The organism is Candidatus Saccharimonadales bacterium (assembly GCA_035317825.1).
Taxonomy (GTDB): domain Bacteria; phylum Patescibacteriota; class Saccharimonadia; order Saccharimonadales; family Saccharimonadaceae; genus DATHGB01.
This window is the reverse complement of record DATHGB010000009.1, coordinates 1-19,550: the sequence shown is the minus strand read 5'-3', so window position 1 is coordinate 19,550 and position 19,550 is coordinate 1. Positions and strand designations below refer to the sequence as shown.

The 19,550-nt window shown below is 45.1% G+C and carries 21 protein-coding genes; 18 read left to right on the top strand and 3 right to left on the bottom strand.

Translation table 11 applies throughout. The annotated features are described in order from the left end of the window. Positions 1 to 33: 33 nt before the first annotated feature. Together VK497_00830 and VK497_00825 are read right to left on the bottom strand one after the other, a co-directional pair. Positions 34 to 1,572 carry a RelA/SpoT family protein gene (locus VK497_00830; GenBank protein ID HMI08926.1) on the bottom strand — a complete coding sequence of 513 codons (1,539 nt, stop codon included), beginning with the start codon at positions 1,570 to 1,572 and terminating at the stop codon, positions 34 to 36. Between the two features lie 116 nt (positions 1,573 to 1,688). Next, entirely contained in the window at positions 1,689 to 2,102 is a 414-nt protein-coding gene (locus VK497_00825; protein ID HMI08925.1) for a hypothetical protein, read from the bottom strand. A 141-nt stretch (positions 2,103 to 2,243) separates the two neighbouring features. Between VK497_00825 and gap the strand changes: the two genes are divergently transcribed. The 12 genes from gap to VK497_00765 all read left to right on the top strand — a co-directional run bounded on the left by gap (position 2,244) and on the right by VK497_00765 (position 14,592). Further along, the gene (gap, locus tag VK497_00820; protein ID HMI08924.1) at positions 2,244 to 3,263 is read left to right on the top strand and encodes a type I glyceraldehyde-3-phosphate dehydrogenase; all 1,020 of its coding nucleotides are present in this window, start codon (positions 2,244 to 2,246) and stop codon (positions 3,261 to 3,263) included. A 44-nt stretch (positions 3,264 to 3,307) separates the two neighbouring features. Beyond that, positions 3,308 to 3,751, top strand: coding sequence for an RpiB/LacA/LacB family sugar-phosphate isomerase (locus tag VK497_00815; protein HMI08923.1), 444 nt, complete (start codon positions 3,308 to 3,310; stop codon positions 3,749 to 3,751). A gap of 2 nt (positions 3,752 to 3,753) precedes the next feature. Further along, positions 3,754 to 4,398 (top strand): hypothetical protein, encoded by a 645-nt coding sequence (locus tag VK497_00810; GenBank protein ID HMI08922.1) that lies wholly within the window; start codon positions 3,754 to 3,756, stop codon positions 4,396 to 4,398. Next, positions 4,385 to 5,260, top strand: a complete 876-nt coding sequence (locus VK497_00805; protein HMI08921.1) for a transketolase — start codon at positions 4,385 to 4,387, stop codon at positions 5,258 to 5,260. Before VK497_00810 ends, VK497_00805 begins: the two co-directional genes overlap by 14 nt. Continuing rightward, positions 5,257 to 6,255 (top strand): transketolase C-terminal domain-containing protein, encoded by a 999-nt coding sequence (locus VK497_00800; protein HMI08920.1) that lies wholly within the window; start codon positions 5,257 to 5,259, stop codon positions 6,253 to 6,255. Before VK497_00805 ends, VK497_00800 begins: the two co-directional genes overlap by 4 nt. Positions 6,256 to 6,263: 8 nt before the next feature. Beyond that, a complete protein-coding gene (locus VK497_00795) occupies positions 6,264 to 7,175 on the top strand; it encodes a class II fructose-bisphosphate aldolase (protein HMI08919.1) in 912 nt (303 codons plus the stop codon). Between the two features lie 2 nt (positions 7,176 to 7,177). Next, a complete protein-coding gene (locus tag VK497_00790) occupies positions 7,178 to 8,149 on the top strand; it encodes a carbohydrate kinase family protein (GenBank protein ID HMI08918.1) in 972 nt (323 codons plus the stop codon). 75 nt (positions 8,150 to 8,224) lie between these two features. After that, on the top strand, positions 8,225 to 9,721 hold the full coding sequence (locus tag VK497_00785) for a carbohydrate kinase family protein (protein HMI08917.1): 1,497 nt from the start codon (positions 8,225 to 8,227) through the stop codon (positions 9,719 to 9,721). After that, the gene (locus VK497_00780) at positions 9,722 to 10,330 is read left to right on the top strand and encodes a hypothetical protein (protein HMI08916.1); all 609 of its coding nucleotides are present in this window, start codon (positions 9,722 to 9,724) and stop codon (positions 10,328 to 10,330) included. Between the two features lie 24 nt (positions 10,331 to 10,354). After that, the gene (uvrB, locus tag VK497_00775) at positions 10,355 to 12,328 is read left to right on the top strand and encodes an excinuclease ABC subunit UvrB (protein HMI08915.1); all 1,974 of its coding nucleotides are present in this window, start codon (positions 10,355 to 10,357) and stop codon (positions 12,326 to 12,328) included. Between the two features lie 2 nt (positions 12,329 to 12,330). Beyond that, positions 12,331 to 13,161, top strand: coding sequence for an endonuclease/exonuclease/phosphatase family protein (locus VK497_00770; protein ID HMI08914.1), 831 nt, complete (start codon positions 12,331 to 12,333; stop codon positions 13,159 to 13,161). 204 nt (positions 13,162 to 13,365) lie between these two features. After that, a complete protein-coding gene (locus VK497_00765) occupies positions 13,366 to 14,592 on the top strand; it encodes a DEAD/DEAH box helicase (GenBank protein HMI08913.1) in 1,227 nt (408 codons plus the stop codon). Positions 14,593 to 14,636: 44 nt separating this feature from the next. Here VK497_00765 and VK497_00760 read toward each other — a convergent pair whose 3' ends face one another. Next, positions 14,637 to 15,095 (bottom strand): hypothetical protein, encoded by a 459-nt coding sequence (locus VK497_00760; GenBank protein ID HMI08912.1) that lies wholly within the window; start codon positions 15,093 to 15,095, stop codon positions 14,637 to 14,639. Positions 15,096 to 15,166: 71 nt separating this feature from the next. Here VK497_00760 and VK497_00755 point away from each other — a divergent pair, with 71 nt between their 5' ends. The 6 genes from VK497_00755 to VK497_00730 form a co-directional block, all read left to right on the top strand. After that, positions 15,167 to 15,928: an ABC transporter ATP-binding protein gene (locus VK497_00755; GenBank protein ID HMI08911.1), complete on the top strand. Its 762-nt coding sequence runs from the start codon at positions 15,167 to 15,169 to the stop codon at positions 15,926 to 15,928. A gap of 1 nt (position 15,929) precedes the next feature. After that, complete coding sequence (locus tag VK497_00750) at positions 15,930 to 17,039, top strand: ABC transporter permease (GenBank protein ID HMI08910.1); 1,110 nt, start codon at positions 15,930 to 15,932, stop codon at positions 17,037 to 17,039. 38 nt (positions 17,040 to 17,077) lie between these two features. Beyond that, complete coding sequence (gatC, locus tag VK497_00745; GenBank protein HMI08909.1) at positions 17,078 to 17,368, top strand: Asp-tRNA(Asn)/Glu-tRNA(Gln) amidotransferase subunit GatC; 291 nt, start codon at positions 17,078 to 17,080, stop codon at positions 17,366 to 17,368. After that, entirely contained in the window at positions 17,368 to 18,771 is a 1,404-nt protein-coding gene (gene gatA, locus VK497_00740) for an Asp-tRNA(Asn)/Glu-tRNA(Gln) amidotransferase subunit GatA (protein HMI08908.1), read from the top strand. The genes gatC and gatA overlap by 1 nt, the downstream gene beginning before the upstream one ends. Position 18,772: 1 nt before the next feature. Then, the gene (locus VK497_00735; GenBank protein HMI08907.1) at positions 18,773 to 19,192 is read left to right on the top strand and encodes a hypothetical protein; all 420 of its coding nucleotides are present in this window, start codon (positions 18,773 to 18,775) and stop codon (positions 19,190 to 19,192) included. Next, positions 19,192 to 19,550: Asp-tRNA(Asn)/Glu-tRNA(Gln) amidotransferase subunit GatB (locus VK497_00730; protein HMI08906.1), on the top strand; the 359-nt coding region annotated here is incomplete at its 3' end. The genes VK497_00735 and VK497_00730, both read left to right, overlap by 1 nt.

Here is a 19,550-nt window from a genome sequence, read left to right as displayed (position 1 = left end):
GTCCACCTGATTAAAATAACCCGGTAGAACGGGTTATTTTTTTCGGCGAGTCGCCTTCTGTCTAATAATAGCTGCCGCACCTGTGATAGTTTCGAGCACATCAATCTTTTTTAAGTGAGATCGTAGTTTTTCGCGGGCATGGCTTGTCTTGACCATACTTAACCACGCTCGTTTTGGCTGAACTAGTTTACGTGTCACGACTTCAACGACATCTCCGTTATGAAGGGGCTTATCAAATGAATGAATGTTGCCGTTTACCCTAAAACTATAGGCGTGATTACCAACGTCACTGTGAACAAGATAGGCAAAGTCGAGTGGCAATGCGCCCTCGGGTAAATTGTAGATGTCGCCTTTTGGTGAATAAACGAAAATACGATCCCCGAATAGATCAACATCCAATTGGTCCTGAGAGATTTCCGCTCCGCTCCGTAACCGTTGAGCCACCTCTTGCAGCTGGACAATCCACTGAAGGTGAGCAGGCAGGTTGGCGCTTTTTAGTTTCTTTTTAGCATAATCTTTCGTATCTTTTTGTTCATGGTAATGAAAACTAGCCGCGAGTCCGCGTTCGGCGTATTCGTGCATGCCGTATGTCCTAATCTGGAATTCGACAATTTGTTCGTTAGGCGTAATAACCGTGGTGTGCAGACTTTGATAGCCATTTGGTTTTGGAATGGCGATGTAATCTTTGATACGGCTAAGCATTGGCTGGTACATAGAGTGAAGAATACCCAGAACCTTATAACAGTCTTCCTTGGTTTTGACCACTACACGAAGCGCCATAAGGTCGTAGATATCGTCCATGTTACCATCAACTTTTTTCAACTTTTTATACAAACTATAGATACTTTTGACGCGCCCATCTATCTCACCTTGTAAATGATTGGCGACAAGCGTCTTCTCGACTTCTTTACGAACAACTCCAAGTTTTCGCGTACTTCGGCCCAAGCGTTTTTTCATAGCGACGTTCAAGCGCTTGAATTCATCGGGTTCCAGATAGCTAAAGGCGAGTTCTTCGATCTGCATTCGCACGCGTCCCATACCTAGACGGTCAGCCATAGGGGCGAATACTTCCAAACTCTCCCTGGCAATTTTGATCTGTTTATCGCGGTTCATGTATTGGAGCGTTTCAAGGTTATGCAGACGGTCGGCGAGTTTAATGATAATAACTCGTACATCCTGACCTACGGCAATTAGCAGTTTTGATAAATTGTCTTTCGTCTGAGGCAAATAGCTTTCAAGGTCGCGCATACCTGCACGTGCCTGCGAGACTTTTGTGACGCCGTCAACTAAAAAAGCAACATCACGGCCAAAAAGCGTTTCTATCTGCTCAAGCGTTGCGTTGGTATCTTCAACGGTATCATGCAGCAGACCGGCAAGGACTGAATCGATATCCATACCCCAGTCAATAAGCGTGTCGGCAACGGCAAGCGGGTGGACAATGTACGGCTCGCCGCTTTTACGAGTTTGGCCTGAATGTGCTTCCGACGCAAAATCAATGGCAAGGTCAAGCTCTAGGAGCTGATCCTCGTCATAATGCGGCGTAGCATGGTCTAAAACATCGTGCCTCTTCACTTTATTAGTATAGAACAGAGGGGGGAAATAAAAAACCACTCGTATAAAGAGCGGTCGTAGCGAGGCGATGGAATCCGGAGATCTCATCGCCTCGCCGTGTGTTGTCAGTCTTCGCGTCAGAAGAGATAAATCAGCTGTTCTGGGAGCTGGAGGTTGTCGAAGGCTTCGTTGCAGTCCAACTCTCCTGATACCTTGACTACATTGGACGTCATCGGTATCTCCCACGTCGACTTCCCGATGCGAGAAATGACGAAATAGTAGTAGACGAAGTGGCCCGGGCGATCTTCGATACCATCCTTGGTTGATAGTACGGCCATGTCGCCTTTGTACCACAAGGGATAGAGATGCGCTTGGAGGCAGGTCTCGTTGACGAAGACCGTGACTTCTCTGGTTTCGTCAGGCGTGCGTGCGACTAGCTCCGAAGCATGTCCCACTGCACTCTCCTTGTATACCGCATCGACTTCTTCCGGGTCGAAGATGCCAACCTCGATCCCGTTCGTACCGTTAAGGAATGGCGTGATGTCCGACATAATCTCTCCCATAATCGAGGTTGACTAACCAGTAAACTATATAATTTAATACAAAAATAGTCAATTCTCTACAATATGACGCAAAGAGTATATAATGATTTAAGAAATGTTAATGCTTATCATAAGAGGGGTAGAAAATTCATGGCTCAAGTGAATGTCGCAATAAATGGCTTTGGCCGCATAGGTCGTAATGCCTTTAAAATTGCATTTGAACGAAGTGACGTTAATATCGTTGCTGTCAATGATCTAACAGATACAAAAACATTGGCTCACCTATTAAAACACGATTCATCATACGGCACATATCAGCATGAGGTTGGTTTTGACGACACCGGTATTATTGTAGATGGCAAACATATCGTTGTTCTAGCCGAAAAGGACCCAGCTGCTCTTCCGTGGAAGCAACACGATATTGACGTGGTGATTGAAAGCACGGGCTTTTTTGTCGATCCAGCCAAAGCTAGAGCGCATATCGATAGTGCAGGGGCAAAAAAAGTTATCATCTCTGGTCCTGCCAAGGGTGAAGGTGCTGATACGATCGTACTTGGAGTAAATGAAGATAAAATTGAAACTGCAACTGATGTCATTAGTAATGCTAGCTGTACGACGAACTGTATTACGCCGGTGATGGCTGTACTTGAAACGCATTTCGGCGTTGAAAAAGCACTTATGACCACCGTGCACAGTTATACTGCTAGCCAAAAGCTTCTGGATGCTCCAGCAAAAGACATTCGCGAAGCTCGGTCGGCTGCTATGAATATTGTTCCAACAACAACCGGTGCAAGTATTGCTGCCGCAAAAGCACTCCCAGCGCTTGAAGGTATCTTCGGCGGGATGAGTATTCGCGTACCGACCCCTGTTGTAAGTATGAGTGACTTCTCGGTCCTTCTAAAGAAAGATACAACGATCGAAGAGCTTAATAATGTCTTCAAAGAAGCCGCGAAGCAGCCTTTTTATCAAGGTATTTTGGATGTGACCGAAGAAGAACTCGTCAGTAGCGACTTCAAGGGTAACAGCCACAGCGCGATTGTTGACTTGCCGCTTACGAACGTTGTCGGTGGTAACCTAGTGAAAGTTGTTGCTTGGTATGACAACGAGTGGGGTTACAGTAACCGACTTGTTGAACTTGTTGCCGATGTTGGTCGGGCTCTTAAAAAATAGCTGCTAACCTTTTGTTTTAGACAGAAAGTGCTTATACTTAAACTATGAAGATTTACTTGGGTGCGGACCATCAAGGTTTTGCTATGAAAGAAAAAGTGTTTGCGTACCTTGCGAAGCAAAGTTATGACATTGAAGATGTGGGTGATAAAGAACTCGACCCGAATGACGATTTTCCACAATTTGCCCAGATGGCAGCACTGAAAGTGCTTGGCGATGATGATTCGCGCGCTATCCTTATATGCGGTGGTGGCCAAGGGATGTGTATGGCGGCTAACCGGTTTCGTGGTATTCGCGCCAGTGTTATCTGGGATGCGTATGAAGCAAAAATGACGCGAAACGACAATGACAGCAATGTGCTGTGTCTACCATCGCGTATTCTTGATCAAGATGACGACCCGTGGAAAGACATCGTGGATACATGGCTAAAAACACCGTTTGCCTCCGCGCCAAGATATAAACGCCGTAATGCAGAGATTGACGAGCTGTAGACATGAGTGTGATCGCCCCTGCAGTTCTTGCCGAAAGTCCTGATGACTACAAAGCTCAAGTGGAGCGTATCCATCCCTTTGCAGAACGTGTCCATATAGATATTACCGACGGTGAATTCGCCCCAACCTTTACGGTTAATGCCGCTCAAGTTTGGTGGCCTCAAGAATGGATTGTTGATATCCATGCAATGGTAGCGAGGCCAAGTGATCACTTAGAAACACTTATTAGCCTAAAACCTCACATGATAATATTCCATGTTGAAGTGAGTGAAGACATCGTGCCGGTTTTGCAGCACATCAAGAAGTTTGGTATTAAAGCGGGTATTGCCTTGCTGCGCCCAACCGTTCCAAGCACGGTTGACGCAGCAATTAAAGAGGCGGATCATGTCATGATCTTCAGCGGCGAACTTGGAAAGTACGGCGGAACAGCTAATTTAATGCAGCTTGAGAAGATCCGTTTAGTGAAAGGGATCAACCCGAACGCAGAGATAGGTTGGGACGGAGGCGCTACACCTTTAAACGCCTTTAGCATAGCGCAAGGCGGCGTAGACGTGCTAAATGTAGGAGGCGCCATTGCAAAGGCCGAAGATCCTCAAAGCGTTTATGCTACACTGGTAAGTGAAATTAATAAGCATGGGATTATTTAACGTGAGTGGGCAATTAACAATTACACAGCTTGAGAAAAAAGCAGCTGAGGTCCGTAAGGATATCCTTAGTATGCTAGAGGCCGCAGGGAGTGGTCACAGTGCAGGTCCGCTAGATTTGGCAGATATTGTCACAGCGCTTTACTTTAATATTATGAACGTTAATCCGGACCGGCCGGACTGGTCTGAGCGCGATGTCTTTTTCCTTAGTAATGGACACACGGTTCCTGTCCAGTATGCAGTAATGGCCGAACGGGGTTATTTTCCAGTTGAAGAGTTAAAAACACTTCGAAAACTAGGCAGTCGCCTGCAAGGGCATCCGGAACGTACAAAATTACCAGGTCTTGAAAATACAAGCGGACCACTGGGGAGTGGGCTTAGCCAAGCAGCTGGATATGCGTATAGCTTGCAGTACCTTGATAACGCCAAGCATCGCTGGGTGTATGCGATTACCGGTGACGGTGAATTAAATGAAGGTAATATTTGGGAAGCAGCAATGTTTGCTGGCAAATACAAACTTTCGCAACTAGTTGTATTCATTGACCGAAACAACATTCAGATCGATGGATCAACCGAAGACGTCATGCCGCTCGAAGACCTTCGCGGCAAATGGGAAAGCTTTGGTTGGCACGTACAAGAGATTAATGGGCACAGCATGGAGAGTATTATCGATGCCGCTAGTATGGCTCGGGCAATTACGAATCGTCCGAGTGTTATCATTTCACATACTATTCCCGGAAAGGGCGTTGATTTTATGGAATATGACTATCATTATCATGGCTATTTCTTGAACTCAGATGATGGTAAGAAAGCGTTAAAGAAACTCAGAACACTAGACGGCAAGATTACAGGAGAACACGAATGAGCGATTTTCATCTCAATCCTGATATCTATAATGACGATGTCAAGCAAGAACCGACCCGTGCAGGTTTTGGCCGTGGCCTAAAAGCAGCTGGTGAAGCTGATGAAAACGTCGTAGCACTATGTGCAGACCTTACCGACAGCACCCAGATGTCATTGTTCAAAGAGGCTTTCCCGAATCGTTTTATTGAAATGGGCGTGGCTGAACAGAACCTTGTTACCGTCGCAAGCGGCCTAGCCCGGGCTGGCAAAATTCCATTTACGAGTAGCTATGCAGCATTTAGCCCTGGCCGAAACTGGGAACAAATCCGCACCACGATTGCACTCAATGACCAACCAGTTAAGATTATTGGATCACATGCCGGTGTAAGTGTTGGGCCGGACGGTGCCACGCACCAAATGCTTGAAGATATTGCCCTTATGCGCGTACTTCCAAACATGATTGTCATTGCACCAGGCGATAGTATTGAGGCCGAAAAAGCGACACATGCGATTGCGACGAACGGCAAACCTAGCTATTTGCGATTGGCTCGTGAAAAAACACCAATTTTCAGTACGGATGAATCACCATTTGAAATTGGCAAGGCATACGTCCTACGCGAAGGCCACGATATTAGCCTGCTGGGTACCGGAACGATGACCTACCAGCTTCTAGCGGCGGCTAAAAAGCTCGAAGAGCATGGTATTCATGCCGAGGTAGTTCACGTCCCAACGATTAAACCGCTTGATGAAGAGACTGTCCTAAATAGCGTTCGTAAAACAGGACGCGTATTAACAGCCGAAGAGGCTCAAGCCGCAGCTGGTTTCGGGGGAGCTATCGCAGAACTCTTGAGTGAAAAATTACCAACACCACTTATACGTGTCGGTATGCAGGATCGTTTCGGCGAAAGTGGTTCTCCGACAGAACTCATCGAGCATTTCAAGCTTGATAGTAAATCAATCGTTGAGCGCGTTAAACAATTTATTTCAGATCAACCAAAATACCATCAAGGATTCTAAGGAGAAATATGGGCTTATCAATCAAAGAAATTCGTGAAAATACGCTAAGAGCGCGCCATTTAATGCAGCGTTCTCGCAGCCAGAATTTTGCAGTCGGTGCGTTTAATGTCGATAACCAAGAAACGCTTATTGCAGTTTGTCGTGCGGCGCAAAAACTAAACTCTCCTGTTCTTGTTGAAGTCAGTGATGGCGAAGTGAAAGCACTTGGCCTCGAAAACATCCGTGACATGGTAGATAACTACAAGGCTGAATATGGGATTGAAATGTACATCAATCTTGACCACAGCCCTACAGTCGAAGATTGCAAACGTGCAATCGACGCTGGATTTGAATTTATTCATATCGATATTTCACAGGCCAATCATGATGCCTCAACCGAAGACATTATTGAGAAGACCAAAGAAGTGGTCGAATACGCTAAATTTACTGGTGCACTTGTTGAAAGCGAACCCCACTATTTTGGCGGTTCATCTAATGTGCACACTGAAAATATCGACTACGAAGAAATCAAAAAGACATTCTCCACACCCGAAGGTACGAAGCAATTTGTTGAGGCGACAGGTATAGATACATTCGCTGCCGCAGTAGGCAATCTACATGGCAAATATCCCGTACCAAAAGAGCTTGATCTTGAGCTGCTTCAAAAAATTCGCGACAGTATTCAATGTCAGATTAGTCTTCATGGTGGAAGCGGCACACCTCTTAATTACTTTGAAGAAGCTGCACGAATTGGCGTAAGTAAGATCAATATCAACAGCGACATGCGCTATGAATTCCGCAAAACACTCGAAAAGGTGCTTGCAGACAATCCCGACGAATATGCAGTCGTGAAATTAATGCCCGAAGTATATGGTGCGGTGCAGACTGTTGTTGAAGAAAAGATTAAAGCTTTCGGTAGTAGCGGCAAGGCTGTCGTGTAATAATGGCAACCGTTCCTCGTATTCTTGCAATCGGTAAAGCGACGCAAGACGTCTTTTTAAAGAGTGATGAATTTGACCCACATACGGAAGGTAAAATCGCCTATACGCATCTACCGCTAGGTGTAAAAATGGAAGTAAGCGAAGTGACCTTTGCAACTGGCGGTAACGCTAGCAATGTCGCGGTTACATTCGCAAGGCAAGGGCTGCATGCCGAGTATATGTGGACTCTAGGACACGATCCTGCATCTGAAACGATCTTACGTGACCTTGATCAAGAAGGAGTCGCTACTTCGCGTGTCGTACGCAAGGATCATTACCAGGCTGGATACTCGACAATCCTTATCGCAACAAACGGAGAGCGAACGATTTTAAATCACCGGGGTGTTTCGACAGATAAAAAAGGAACGGACATCGATTTTAAAGCCGTTGAAGAAGCAGATTGGGTATATCCTACCTCACTTGCCAATGGTGGCATAGACCTTCTTCGGCATATCGTTGATCATGCCGAAAAACATGGTACAAAAGTGATGCTAAACCCGGCTGGGCCAGAATTAGCTGATCCTGCGAAGCTCAAGAGCCTTCTGGAAAGTGTCGAAGTGCTCTGCATGAACAAAGAGGAAATGCAACAAATCGTTGAAGGCGAAACACTTGAAGAGCTTGTTCGCCATGCGCTTAATTACGTACCTGTTGCTATTGTGAGCGATGGACCTAACGGTGTCGTTGCGAGTGACGGCAAGACAATTGTGCGAGCTGGTATGTATGAGGATGTTCCTGTTATAGATCGAACAGGCGCTGGTGATGCGTTTGCCTCTGGATTTTTGAGTCAGTGGGTGAAGGGTAAAAGCCTCAAACATTCTATTATCTTTGCAAGCGCTAATTCTACATCCGTTGTGACGAAAATTGGTGCGAAAGTAGGCATTCTTCATGGCGATGTTCGACTTCATGAAATGCCACTTCACGAAAAACCTTTCTAGTATGTAACGTCTAGCGGTGATAAGCATGAGCGTGATATACTACGGGTAATAAAACAAGAGTGGAGTAGTACAGACGTGGCAAAATTTTTACAAGATTTACTTGGTGCAAAAGATCCATTATTCAGCGCGTCCTTGCAAAAGCTTGAACGCGCGACTGGTCAGACTGGCGTTGATGTTAAATTGATTGGCGATATCAGGCATCATGCTCACGCCGTAATGCGTAAATTAGGACTCGATCCAGCAGATACTACTAAAGAAGAACTTGAAAATGCACTAAATGCTCATGCTGACAGTGAAGTTCTATACGAAAAAACAGCCTACGCGGGTCTTATCCTTGATGGAGAGGCCATCTCATTCAACCAAGCAGATATTCGCGAGAACGCAAAACATGCTGCCGGACATGGAACGCGTTCGTTAGAGCATTTGCAATGTGAGTTATCCAAAGAAATCATCCATCGCTATACGGGTGTTGCAGGTACTGACGTTGCAGTCGTTGAGCAATTTCTTGACGATGCCGATATTAAAATGTGTGATCACCCGGAGCATATTGCAGAACGTGAAAAAAGCAACACAGCCCCTGCGCCGTCTATTTTGAGTATAGGTGATATCTTCACAGATGCATTCATAAAGTTACGTGAGGATAAAGCACGAATAGATACCGATCCTGATGGAAGCAAGCGACTCAGTATGGAATTTGGTTCAAAACCACCATATGAGCGCGTTGATATCGTCCAAGCAGTCGGACCTTCCCCGAACGCCGCAGTTGCTTTTAGCCGACTTGGGCTGAACTCTAGTCTAATGGCTTTTCTTGGTGATGACGTCCCCGGCAAAGAGTCAATCGTTTATCTGCATTCAGAAGAAGTAGATACGAGCATGATATCCGTGCAGGAGAATACTAAGTCAAATTATTATTACGTTCTTCGCTATGGCGCAGACCGCACTATTCTTGTAAAAAATGAAGCGTATGATTACAAATGGCAAGAACCTCTCCAGGTGCCCGATTGGATATATCTTGCGCTCGTTAGCGAATCGTCTTGGCAGCTTCATGAGGACATGCTTGAATACCTTAACCAGCACCCTTCAACCAAGCTAGCATTCCAGCCCGGTACATTCCATTTTGAATGGGGACCTAAAAAGTTGGCTGAGGTGTATCGACGCAGTCATATGGTTGTCATGAACCGCGAAGAAGCAGTGCTGGTCACCGGGAAAGATATATCATCAATTGCAGATCTAACTGGTGCGCTTCATGAGCTAGGACCGGAAATTGTTGTTATTACCGATGGTCCAGACGGCGCCTACGCATCTGACAAAAAGAAGGTTATTAAAATGCCGAATTACCCAGATCCAGCACCTCCATACGACCGAACTGGTGCGGGCGATGCGTTTGCTTCAACTATCGTGGCAGCCCTTGCACAAGGCGAGTCGCTTGAAACCGCACTAACATGGGCACCTATCAATAGCATGAGCGTCGTACAAAAACTTGGCGCACAAGCAGGACTCTTACACCGAGAAGAGCTTGACGAGTACCTTAAAGGCGCACCAAAGGACTATCATTCACAGGAGTTACAATAAATGCGATATCAAATCTGCGTCTCCGGAGCTGCGTCGGGTGACACGGTTCAATCCTCTCACCAATTAGCTTTTGAATTAGGAAAAGCCATTTCCGAAGCAGGGAAGACACTTCTAACCGGCGCGACAATTGGCTTGCCGCATTATGCCGCTATGGGCGTTGTCAGCGTTAAGGGAAAACGTGGTTTTTCTGTTGGATTTTCGCCGGCTAGTTCATTCCGAGAACATGTGGCAACCTATCGTTTACCAACGAAAGAGTTTGATTATATTAATTTCACAGGCATGGAGTACGTTGGCCGGGACGTTCACTTGGTTCGTAGCTGTGACGCGATTATCACTGTCGGTGGACGAATGGGAAGTTTACATGAACTATCAACCGCGCTTGAAAGCCGCAAAGTATGCGGCGTGTTACTTGGTAGTGGTGGTCTAGCAGACTATGCACCGACGCTTCTTGAACATATTGAAGCACCCGGCGCTAAAGAGATTATTTATGATACCGATCCAAAAAAACTCGTGACTCGAGTAATCGAAGCGCTCGACAAGAAGTACGCTGATTTCGTCCACGATGGTACTGACAGCCAGATCAGCGCAAAGCGTGCTGGTTGGGGATAATCGTTTTAGCGTATAATAGAGGGAATGAGTCAAGAATTTCGTCTTCAAACCAAATACCAGCCAACTGGTGATCAGCCGAGTGCTATCAGCCAGTTAATCGCTGGTCTTGAAAGCGGTGAACGTAAACAAACTCTTTTGGGGGTTACCGGATCAGGTAAAACATTCACGATGGCGAATATTATTCAAAATCGCCAGGCGCCAACGCTTGTATTGGCGCACAACAAAACCTTGGCCGCACAGCTGTTTAGTGAATTTAAAGCCTATTTTCCCGACAACGAAGTCCATTATTTTGTTAGCTACTTCGATTATTATCAGCCAGAAGCGTACATCAGTAGCAGTGACACATACATCGAAAAAGACAGCAAGATCAATGACGAGATTGATCGTTTGCGTCACGCCGCAACAAGTGCGCTTTTAACCCGCCGCGATACCATTATTGTTGCAAGTGTCAGCTGCATCTATGGCATTGGATCACCTGACGACTATGCTGAGATGTCAATTACCATCACGAAGGGCGAACGCCGTCAACAAGACAAGTTTGTTCGCCTGCTGACCGACATTCAATATCAACGAAATGACATAGATTTTCACCGTGGGACATTCCGAGTAAAAGGCGATGTCGTTGACGTTTTTCCAGCAGGCGATGATGTGGCTTACCGAATTGAATTTTTTGGCGATGACATCGATCGTATTACACGGATCGATCCATTGACGGGTGAGATTTTGGGCGAGCCTGATAGCACGACAATCTTTCCGAGCAGTCACTATGTTACGCCTAAACAAAAGCTTGCAGTTGCTATTGAAAACATCAAACGCGAATTCGAAGAGCGTGTGGAGTGGTATGAAAAACACGACAAACTGCTCGAGGCACAGCGACTTTCACAGCGAACCAAATACGATATTGAGATGCTGGAAGAAACAGGCTTCGTAAAGGGAATCGAAAATTATAGCCGATATTTAACCAATCGTGAACCAGGTGAACAGCCTGCGACACTTATGGATTATTTTCCAGACGACTTTTTGCTACTCGTTGATGAAAGCCACCAGTCACTCCCTCAGGTGCGAGGTATGTATAATGGTGACCGTGCGCGAAAAGAAGTGTTGGTTGAACATGGATTCCGCCTGCCGTCAGCTCTTGATAATCGCCCGCTTACTTTTGCTGAATTTGATAATCACATCAACCAAGCAATCTATGTATCGGCAACACCTGGTGACTACGAACTTGAACACAGTCCAGCCCCCGCAGAGCAAATTATTCGCCCAACCGGACTATTAGACCCGGAAATTATTATTCGCCCAACTGAAGGCCAAATCGATGACCTGATAGCCGAAATTCGCGATAGGACAGCCAAAAACCAGCGTGTTCTTGTAACCACGCTCACAAAGCGCATGGCTGAGGATTTATCGGCCTATCTTTTAGAGATTGGTATTAAAACGGCATATATTCACAGTGATGTCGATACGCTTGAACGTGGCGATATTCTAAAAGATCTTCGTATGGGTGTGTACGATGTGCTTGTCGGAATCAACCTGCTCCGCGAAGGATTAGATCTTCCCGAGGTAAGCATGGTAGCGATTATGGATGCTGATAAAGAAGGCTTTTTACGTAGTGAAAGTGCCTTGATTCAAACAATTGGACGTGCCGCTCGCCACGAAGAAGGCAAAGTATTTATGTATGCCGACCGTATCACGAGGTCGATGCAAGCAGCAATCGACGAAACGAAACGCCGTCATGCAATTCAAAATGCATACAACCTGGAACATGGTATTACGCCGACGAGCATTGCCAAAGAAATTGACGAAGGCCTGCGTGCGATTATTCCAGATAAAGATAAGGACAAAAAACCGAAACTTGATCTTAGAAAGATTCCAAAAGATGAATATAAATCTCTGATTAAAGACCTGACAGGCCAAATGGAACTTGCAAGTGCCAATCTTGAGTTTGAAAAAGCTGCGGAGCTCCGTGATCAGATTGCTGACATAAAAGAAAAGCTATAACCATGAAGATTGCGTCCTGGAATGTTGAAGGCCGGTTGACATTGATGACAAAAAAGCGTCGTGGCACACCTGAGAAAATCTTAAATATGATCGAAACAATTAATGCTGATGTATTTATTCTGCCGGAAGCATATATGGGACAACCCGCCACAGGAGTTAATGAACGTCTGCAGAAAATGGGATATGAATGGCAAGATGCAAGGTATGATGAGCGTAACGACGAAGATCATCCAGATGATATTTATATTCGGGTGTTAAGCAGGTTCAAAATTCTTGAAAATAAGCAATTAAGATGGAACGATGTGCGCGGTCTTTTGGCTGTTGTTATTGAAGATCCGAAATCTGGCCAAAAAATACGTTTTATCGCGACTCATCTTGACGAACGGACAGAAACGCGACGATTAGCGCAGTTAAAAGATGCTGTATCATTTATAAATTCTAGTAATATGCCCACGGTGATGCTCGGTGATTTTAACGCTATGCACCTTGATCAAAAAAGTCAGTTTATCCAAAATAAGGTAGTAAAAGGTATGACTTTTCTCATTCCTCATAAACGCATAAAAGGACGTGCGGGAATGTTAATTGAAATGGCAACAGGTACTTCCTTACGATTTTTAGAGTCAGAAACAAATCTGCGCGATATCGATCTATTGCATATACCTACGACGACACCAAAACTTCGGGAAATGGAATGGATGCCAAGTATCCGCATGGCACAGATTGACCATATATTTGCATCACCAGAGATCCAGGCTGTAGGTTTTTCAGTATCTAAAGATGGTGGTTCTGACCACCGAGCTATTTCTGCAAATATTACTATAAAATCTATCTGATACTAGACAAATTGACATAAGTGTGCTATTATTAGCATATTGCATTCATTGAATGTCGAGCCTCTTTCAAAGACCAGCGCCTGAAGATAAATAAGTAACCTGCGCGGCCACCGAAACATCATCTCGCTGTTCTTCCAAGGATATATCTATCCTTTAGTCTGCATATACAGCTATCAACTACATAACGAAAGGGTTATTTTTTCTATGGCATTTCAACAAAGACGAACAGGTCGTCCAAACAATTCACGTCCACAAGGTGGAGGATTCCACAGTGGCGGTGGTGGCGGACGCCGAGGCGGCGGTAATCGCGGCCCAGCTAAAAAATATATTAATCCAGCTAAGTTTATTAACAAAGCCGGCGCATACGAAGAAAACGTTTACGAATCTAAAAATAAATTCGCGGACTTTCCTTTTGGCGCTCAATTGCACCACAATGTTGCAAGCAAGGGTTACATAACACCTAGCGCAATCCAGGACCAGGCAATCCCACATATCGTTGAAGGTAAGGACGTTATCGGCCTAGCTAACACCGGTACGGGTAAAACCGCAGCATTCTTGCTTCCAATTATCGAACGCCAAAGTGGTATTACACTTCGCCCAAGCGTGCTAATCATGGCTCCAACACGTGAGCTTGCTCAGCAGATTGACGAGCAATTCCGTGAGTTTGCAAAGGGCCTAAACCTTTATTCAGCACTTGTTGTTGGTGGTGTGAGCGTTGATCGCCAGATCCGTGATCTAAAACGTCGCCCACACTTTATTATCGGTACGCCAGGTCGTCTAAAAGACCTTATGCAACGCCGTATATTGCAGCTTAACAACATGACGACTCTTGTTCTTGATGAAGCTGACCGTATGCTTGACATGGGCTTTTTGCCTGACATTCGCCAAATTGTTGGCGAAATGCCTAAAGATCGTCAGACACTATTCTTTAGTGCGACAATTACCCCTGAAATTGAATCACTTGTTCATGCATTCCTGAACAACCCTGTGACTGTTTCTGTTCGTACGAGCGAAACAAGCGACCACGTCGAACAAGACGTTATTGAAGCCCGTGACAAAAACCACAAGGTTGAATTACTGACTGAAATGCTTAGTAACAAAGAATACGACAAGGTTCTTGTCTTTGGTGAAACGAAGTTTGGTGTACAGCGCCTATCTGACCACCTTGATAATGTCGGAATTCCATCCGCTGCAATTCACGGTAACAAAAACCAATCACAACGTCAGCGTGCTTTAAAGCAATTTAAAGACAACCGCGTGAAAGTATTGGTCGCAACCGATGTTGCTGCTCGTGGACTGGACATTCCAAATGTGAGCCATGTGATTAACTTCGACACGCCACAAACGTACGAAGATTACATTCACCGTATTGGCCGAACTGGCCGTGCTGGTGCAGGTGGTCACGCACACACATTTATCGAACGACGTTAATCGTCATTGAGATAATAAAAAGCACTTCCCCGCGGGAGTGCTTTTTATTTTTGTGCCATCTTACCTAAGCTAGCAGACTTAAATCCTTCGGGTAAAAGCTCAGCTGAGTTGGTTATCATGACGTCTTTAAGTTCACTTGTCGTAGAAAAAATTTCAATAGAGTCATTGTTCAAGTGGGAAAAATCATGGAGCATTTGACGGCAGTTACCACAAGGCGAAATAATAGCAGGTATTTTATCCGCTCTACCCACTGCAAGATATAGTTTTGTAATTTTATGATCATTTGCTGCAACGGATGCCGCGAGCGCAACGGCTTCGGCACAGAACAAAGTACAGTTTGAAAGAAAGATATTATTTCCATAGTGACGACTATTCTTGGTTACTGCAATTGCACTTGTTTGAGGATTGCTAACTTTATTAAGAGAGCGAGACAAGCGCTCAACGGCCTCTTGCAGCAAAGACTGATCGCTTCGGCTAAGTTCATCGAAAGCTTTTATACGCATATATGATCATTGTAGTATTGATCGCTGTAAAAGCAAAGTAATTCACAGGAGTTATATGCTAAAATAATACGATGAATGCAATGATAGAAGTAAAAAATCTTAAGAAGCGCTACGGCGATAAACAAGCTGTTGACGGAGTTAGTTTTTCAGTTAAAAAAGGTGAGATATTTGGTATCCTAGGACCAAATGGCGCCGGTAAAACAACAACTCTAGAAATGATGGAAACGCTGCGCCCGATTGACGACGGCGAGGTCTTCATTGATGGCATTAATGTTGCCGAGAATCCGAACAAAATCAAGTATCTGATTGGCGTACAGCCGCAAACTCCTGCGTTTCAGGACAAAACAAAACTTGTTGAGATAGTAGAAATGTTTGCAGCCGCATATGGTGAGCGTGTAGATCCTATGGAATTTCTTCGTGATGTTGAACTGGAAGAAAAGGCAAATAGCTTTGTCGAGGCCCTATCTGGAGGTCAAAAGCAGCGCCTAAGTATTACGACCGCGCTTGTTCACGGACCAAAAGTGTTCTTTTTAGACGAACCAACAACAGGTCTTGATCCACAGGCTCGTCGTCATCTTTGGGAATTAATCGAAAAGGTTCGCGCAAAGGGTATTAGCGTCATTATGACGACACACTATATGGATGAGGCTGAAATTCTTTGCGATAGGATTGCTGTCATGGATAACGGTAAAATTGTGGCGATTGATACACCCAAAAATCTTATTCAACAACTTCTGAAGCGTGGTTTTTCAAAGAAACAACACGTGGAACAGGCTAATCTGGAAGATGTATTTATTGATCTTACTGGTAAAGGCCTAAGGGGTGAAAAGTAATATGAAACGATCATTATTTACCGTCGCGACATTCGTTAAGATTAATACGCGTAGGTTTTTCCGTGATAAACTAGCAATCTTTTTTACAATCGGTTTCCCGTTAATTTTCCTGTTTGTCTTCGGCGGTCTAAACAGCGGCAGTGGTGACGTATCATTTAACGTTGCACTGATCAACGAATCAAACAGTTCGTTCGCTAAGGATTTTACAAAACAAACTCAGGACAGCAAAGTCTTAAAAGTCGACAAGGAAGTAACGACGCTTGATCAAGCAAAAGACAAGATGAGTCGTTCTGAACTTGATGCCGCCATTATCTTGCCAAAAGATTTTGGTTCAGTTCAAAAGGATGCCAAATTTCCAAGCGGTCAGGCAAAAGTTGTCTATACGCAGAACAACCAGCAGTCTGGCCAAGCACTCGGAAGCATTCTTGATGCTGAATTCAAGGGAATTAATGCGAAGTTCGTAAAGAATGATACGCCGTTTACCGTTGCTACCGAGCAGTTGAACGAACGAAGCCTTTCGGCCTTTGACTACACCTTCGCGGGCCTACTCGGGTTTGCCATCATTGGCATGGGCATCTTTGGACCGGTTAACGTATTTCCTGAACTAAAGAAGATGGGAATACTACGTCGTCTGAGCACAACGCCCCTTAAGGTATGGCAATACTTCCTTGCGACGATGATCGGACAGGCGATTATAGGCCTTATCTCGCTTGGTGTGATGTTTGTGGTTGCTATTAGCGTATTTCATCTGCAGGTTGTCGGGAATTATCTGGAGCTCGCGATATTCTTGATATTTGGTATCATCACTATCCTGGGTATTGGTTTGGCACTTGGTGGATGGGCGAAAAACGAACGCCAAGCCGCGCCTCTTTCCAACATCATCGTATTTCCAATGATGTTCTTGTCGGGTACATTTTTCCCAAGATTCTTGATGCCAGAATGGCTACAAAACATCTCTGCTTTCTTGCCTCTAACACCGATTATCGATGGTATTCGCTTGATTGCTACAGAGGGCAAACACTTTATTGATATCCTGCCGCAAATCGGCCTAATTGGTGTGTGGATGATCGTTATTTACTTCATCGCCTTTAAGGTATTTCGTTGGGAATAGTTTTACCTCGGTAACGATTTTAGGTTATAATAGATCATATGACACAAATAACTCGTGACGATGTGCAGCATCTTGCACAGCTCAGTAGTCTGCAGTTAAATCCTGACGAAATTGATGGCTTACAGGCTGATATTGAAGGTATTCTAAAGTATGTCGAACAACTAAGCGAGCTCGATACATCTGGTGTTGAGCCAACCTACCAAGTAACTGATCTTGAAAATGTCTGGCGTGACGATACGGTGATTTCCAGTACCGTTACTCGCGAAGAGTTGCTCGCACGCTCGCCAGCATCCGAAAAACACCAAGTAAAGGTGCCGAAAGTTTTATAATGAGCCATATTTCCGAAATTACAGAGCGTATCAAAAATGGAACAAGTACCGCTGCTTCCGAAGTCGAAGCGGCGCTTGGTCGAGTTAACCAAATTAACTCTCATCACGCAGTTCTTAGTACGACAAGCGAACGAGCACGGCAACGTGCCAAGGATATTGATGCACGATTGGCGAAGGGTGAAAATGTCGGTAGGCTAGCAGGCGTACCGTTTATCGCAAAAGATAATTTTTTAACATTCGAGAGCAAGACAACAGCTGCGAGTAGAATGCTTGAAAATTTTGTCGCTCCTCTTCAGGCTACGGCAATTGAAAAACTAGAGCTTGAGGGTGCAATCTGTATTGCAAAAGCCAACCTTGACGCATTTGCGCATGGCGGAAGTACGGAAAATTCATATTTTGGTCCTACGACAAATGCATTCGACGAATCAAAAGTTGCGGGTGGGAGCAGCGGCGGTTCAGCAGTAGTAACGGCTCTCGATGTCGTTCCTTTTGCGCTAGGCACCGATACTGGCGGGTCAATCCGTCAACCAGCAGCGTTTAACGGAGTAGTGGGCGTAAAGCCTACCTATGGTACCGTCAGCCGTTACGGCGTAGTTGCTATGGCAAGTAGTACCGACACGATCGGGTGTTTTACGAAAGATGTTGCAGATGCGGAACTGGTCATGAGTATCATGAGTGGAAAAGACGACCACGATATGACAACGCTTCCTGATTTTTTCGTTCCGGAAAGCACTGCAAAACCTTCTCAAAAAATTGGTATTATCAAAGAATTTATGAGCGAAGACGTTGACCCAGAGGTTCTAAAGCGAACTTTAGAGTATATTGATAAACTGAAGGCTGCAGGACACACCGTTGAAGAAGTCAGTATGCCGATTGTAAAGTATGCGCTGGCGATGTATTACATCATTGTTCCTGCAGAAGTGAGCAGTAACCTTGCTCGCTATGACGGTATTCGCTACGGACATCGCGCCGAGGGAGTCAAAACCCTTGCGGAATTATACGGCCAAACACGTGACGAAGGTTTTATGACAGAAAACAAACGGCGTATTATGATCGGTAGCTATGTGCTCTCCAGCGGTTATTTTGACGCCTACTACCAGCAGGCTCAAAAGGCGCGAACACTGTTAATTAATGCATACAATGATCTGTTCAAGACATACGATGTGCTTGTCGGGCCGGTGACGCCAACTCCGGCATTCGGGCTAGGCGAAAATGTTAACGATCCAGTAAAAATGTACCTCGCAGACATTATGACTGTTCCGTCTAGCCTTGCAGGGCTTCCTGCGATCAGTGTTCCTGCCGGCACAAGTGAAGCCGGACTCCCTATCGGAGTTCAGCTTATCGGTCCTCGCAAAAGCGACGCGCAGATACTGGCTTTAGCAAGAGAAATGGAGACTAAATAATATGGATACGGCACTCATATTCTTTTTTGCAGCAATTCTTATCGTCGCCGGTATGCTATTTGCGGTTATTACGCTAAGCAAAAAAGGCAATCGTAACCTAAACGTTGATAAATACCGTCTAAAATGGCTGCAGATCGAACAGCAACTGAAAAAAGATAATCCTTCAAGCTACCACTTGACTGTATTAAATGCTGACAAGCTGCTGGATCAGGCGTTGCGCGAAAAAGGTGTTCGGGGTACAACAATGGGCGAGCGCATGAAAACAATTAAAGACACATGGTCGAATGCTAATAACGTTTGGACCGCGCATAAGCTGCGTAATCAAATTGCGCATGAAACTGATGTAAACGTAAGTTACGATGATGCTAGGCGTGCTTTGTCTGGATTTAAACAAGCACTTAAAGATTTAGGGGCAATCTAATGACAAACGAAGAAGCGTTGCGAAAATATGACATAACAATTGGTATTGAATGTCATGTTCAGCTTGCGACGGCCACAAAATTATTTAGTGGTGCTGACAATGACGCACGCGATAAATCACCAAACAGCGTCGTTAGTCCGATTGATTTTGGTTTACCTGGAATGCTACCGGTCCTTAACCGTCAAGCAGTCACACTAGCAATTAAAGCCGGAAAAGCATTGAACGCTAAAATTGCGAACATCAGCCGATTTGATCGTAAACATTATTTCTACCCAGACCTTCCAAAGGGATACCAGACAACACAGATGTACCAGCCGATTATCCTAGCGGGCTATATCGACGCTCCGCTTGAAGACGG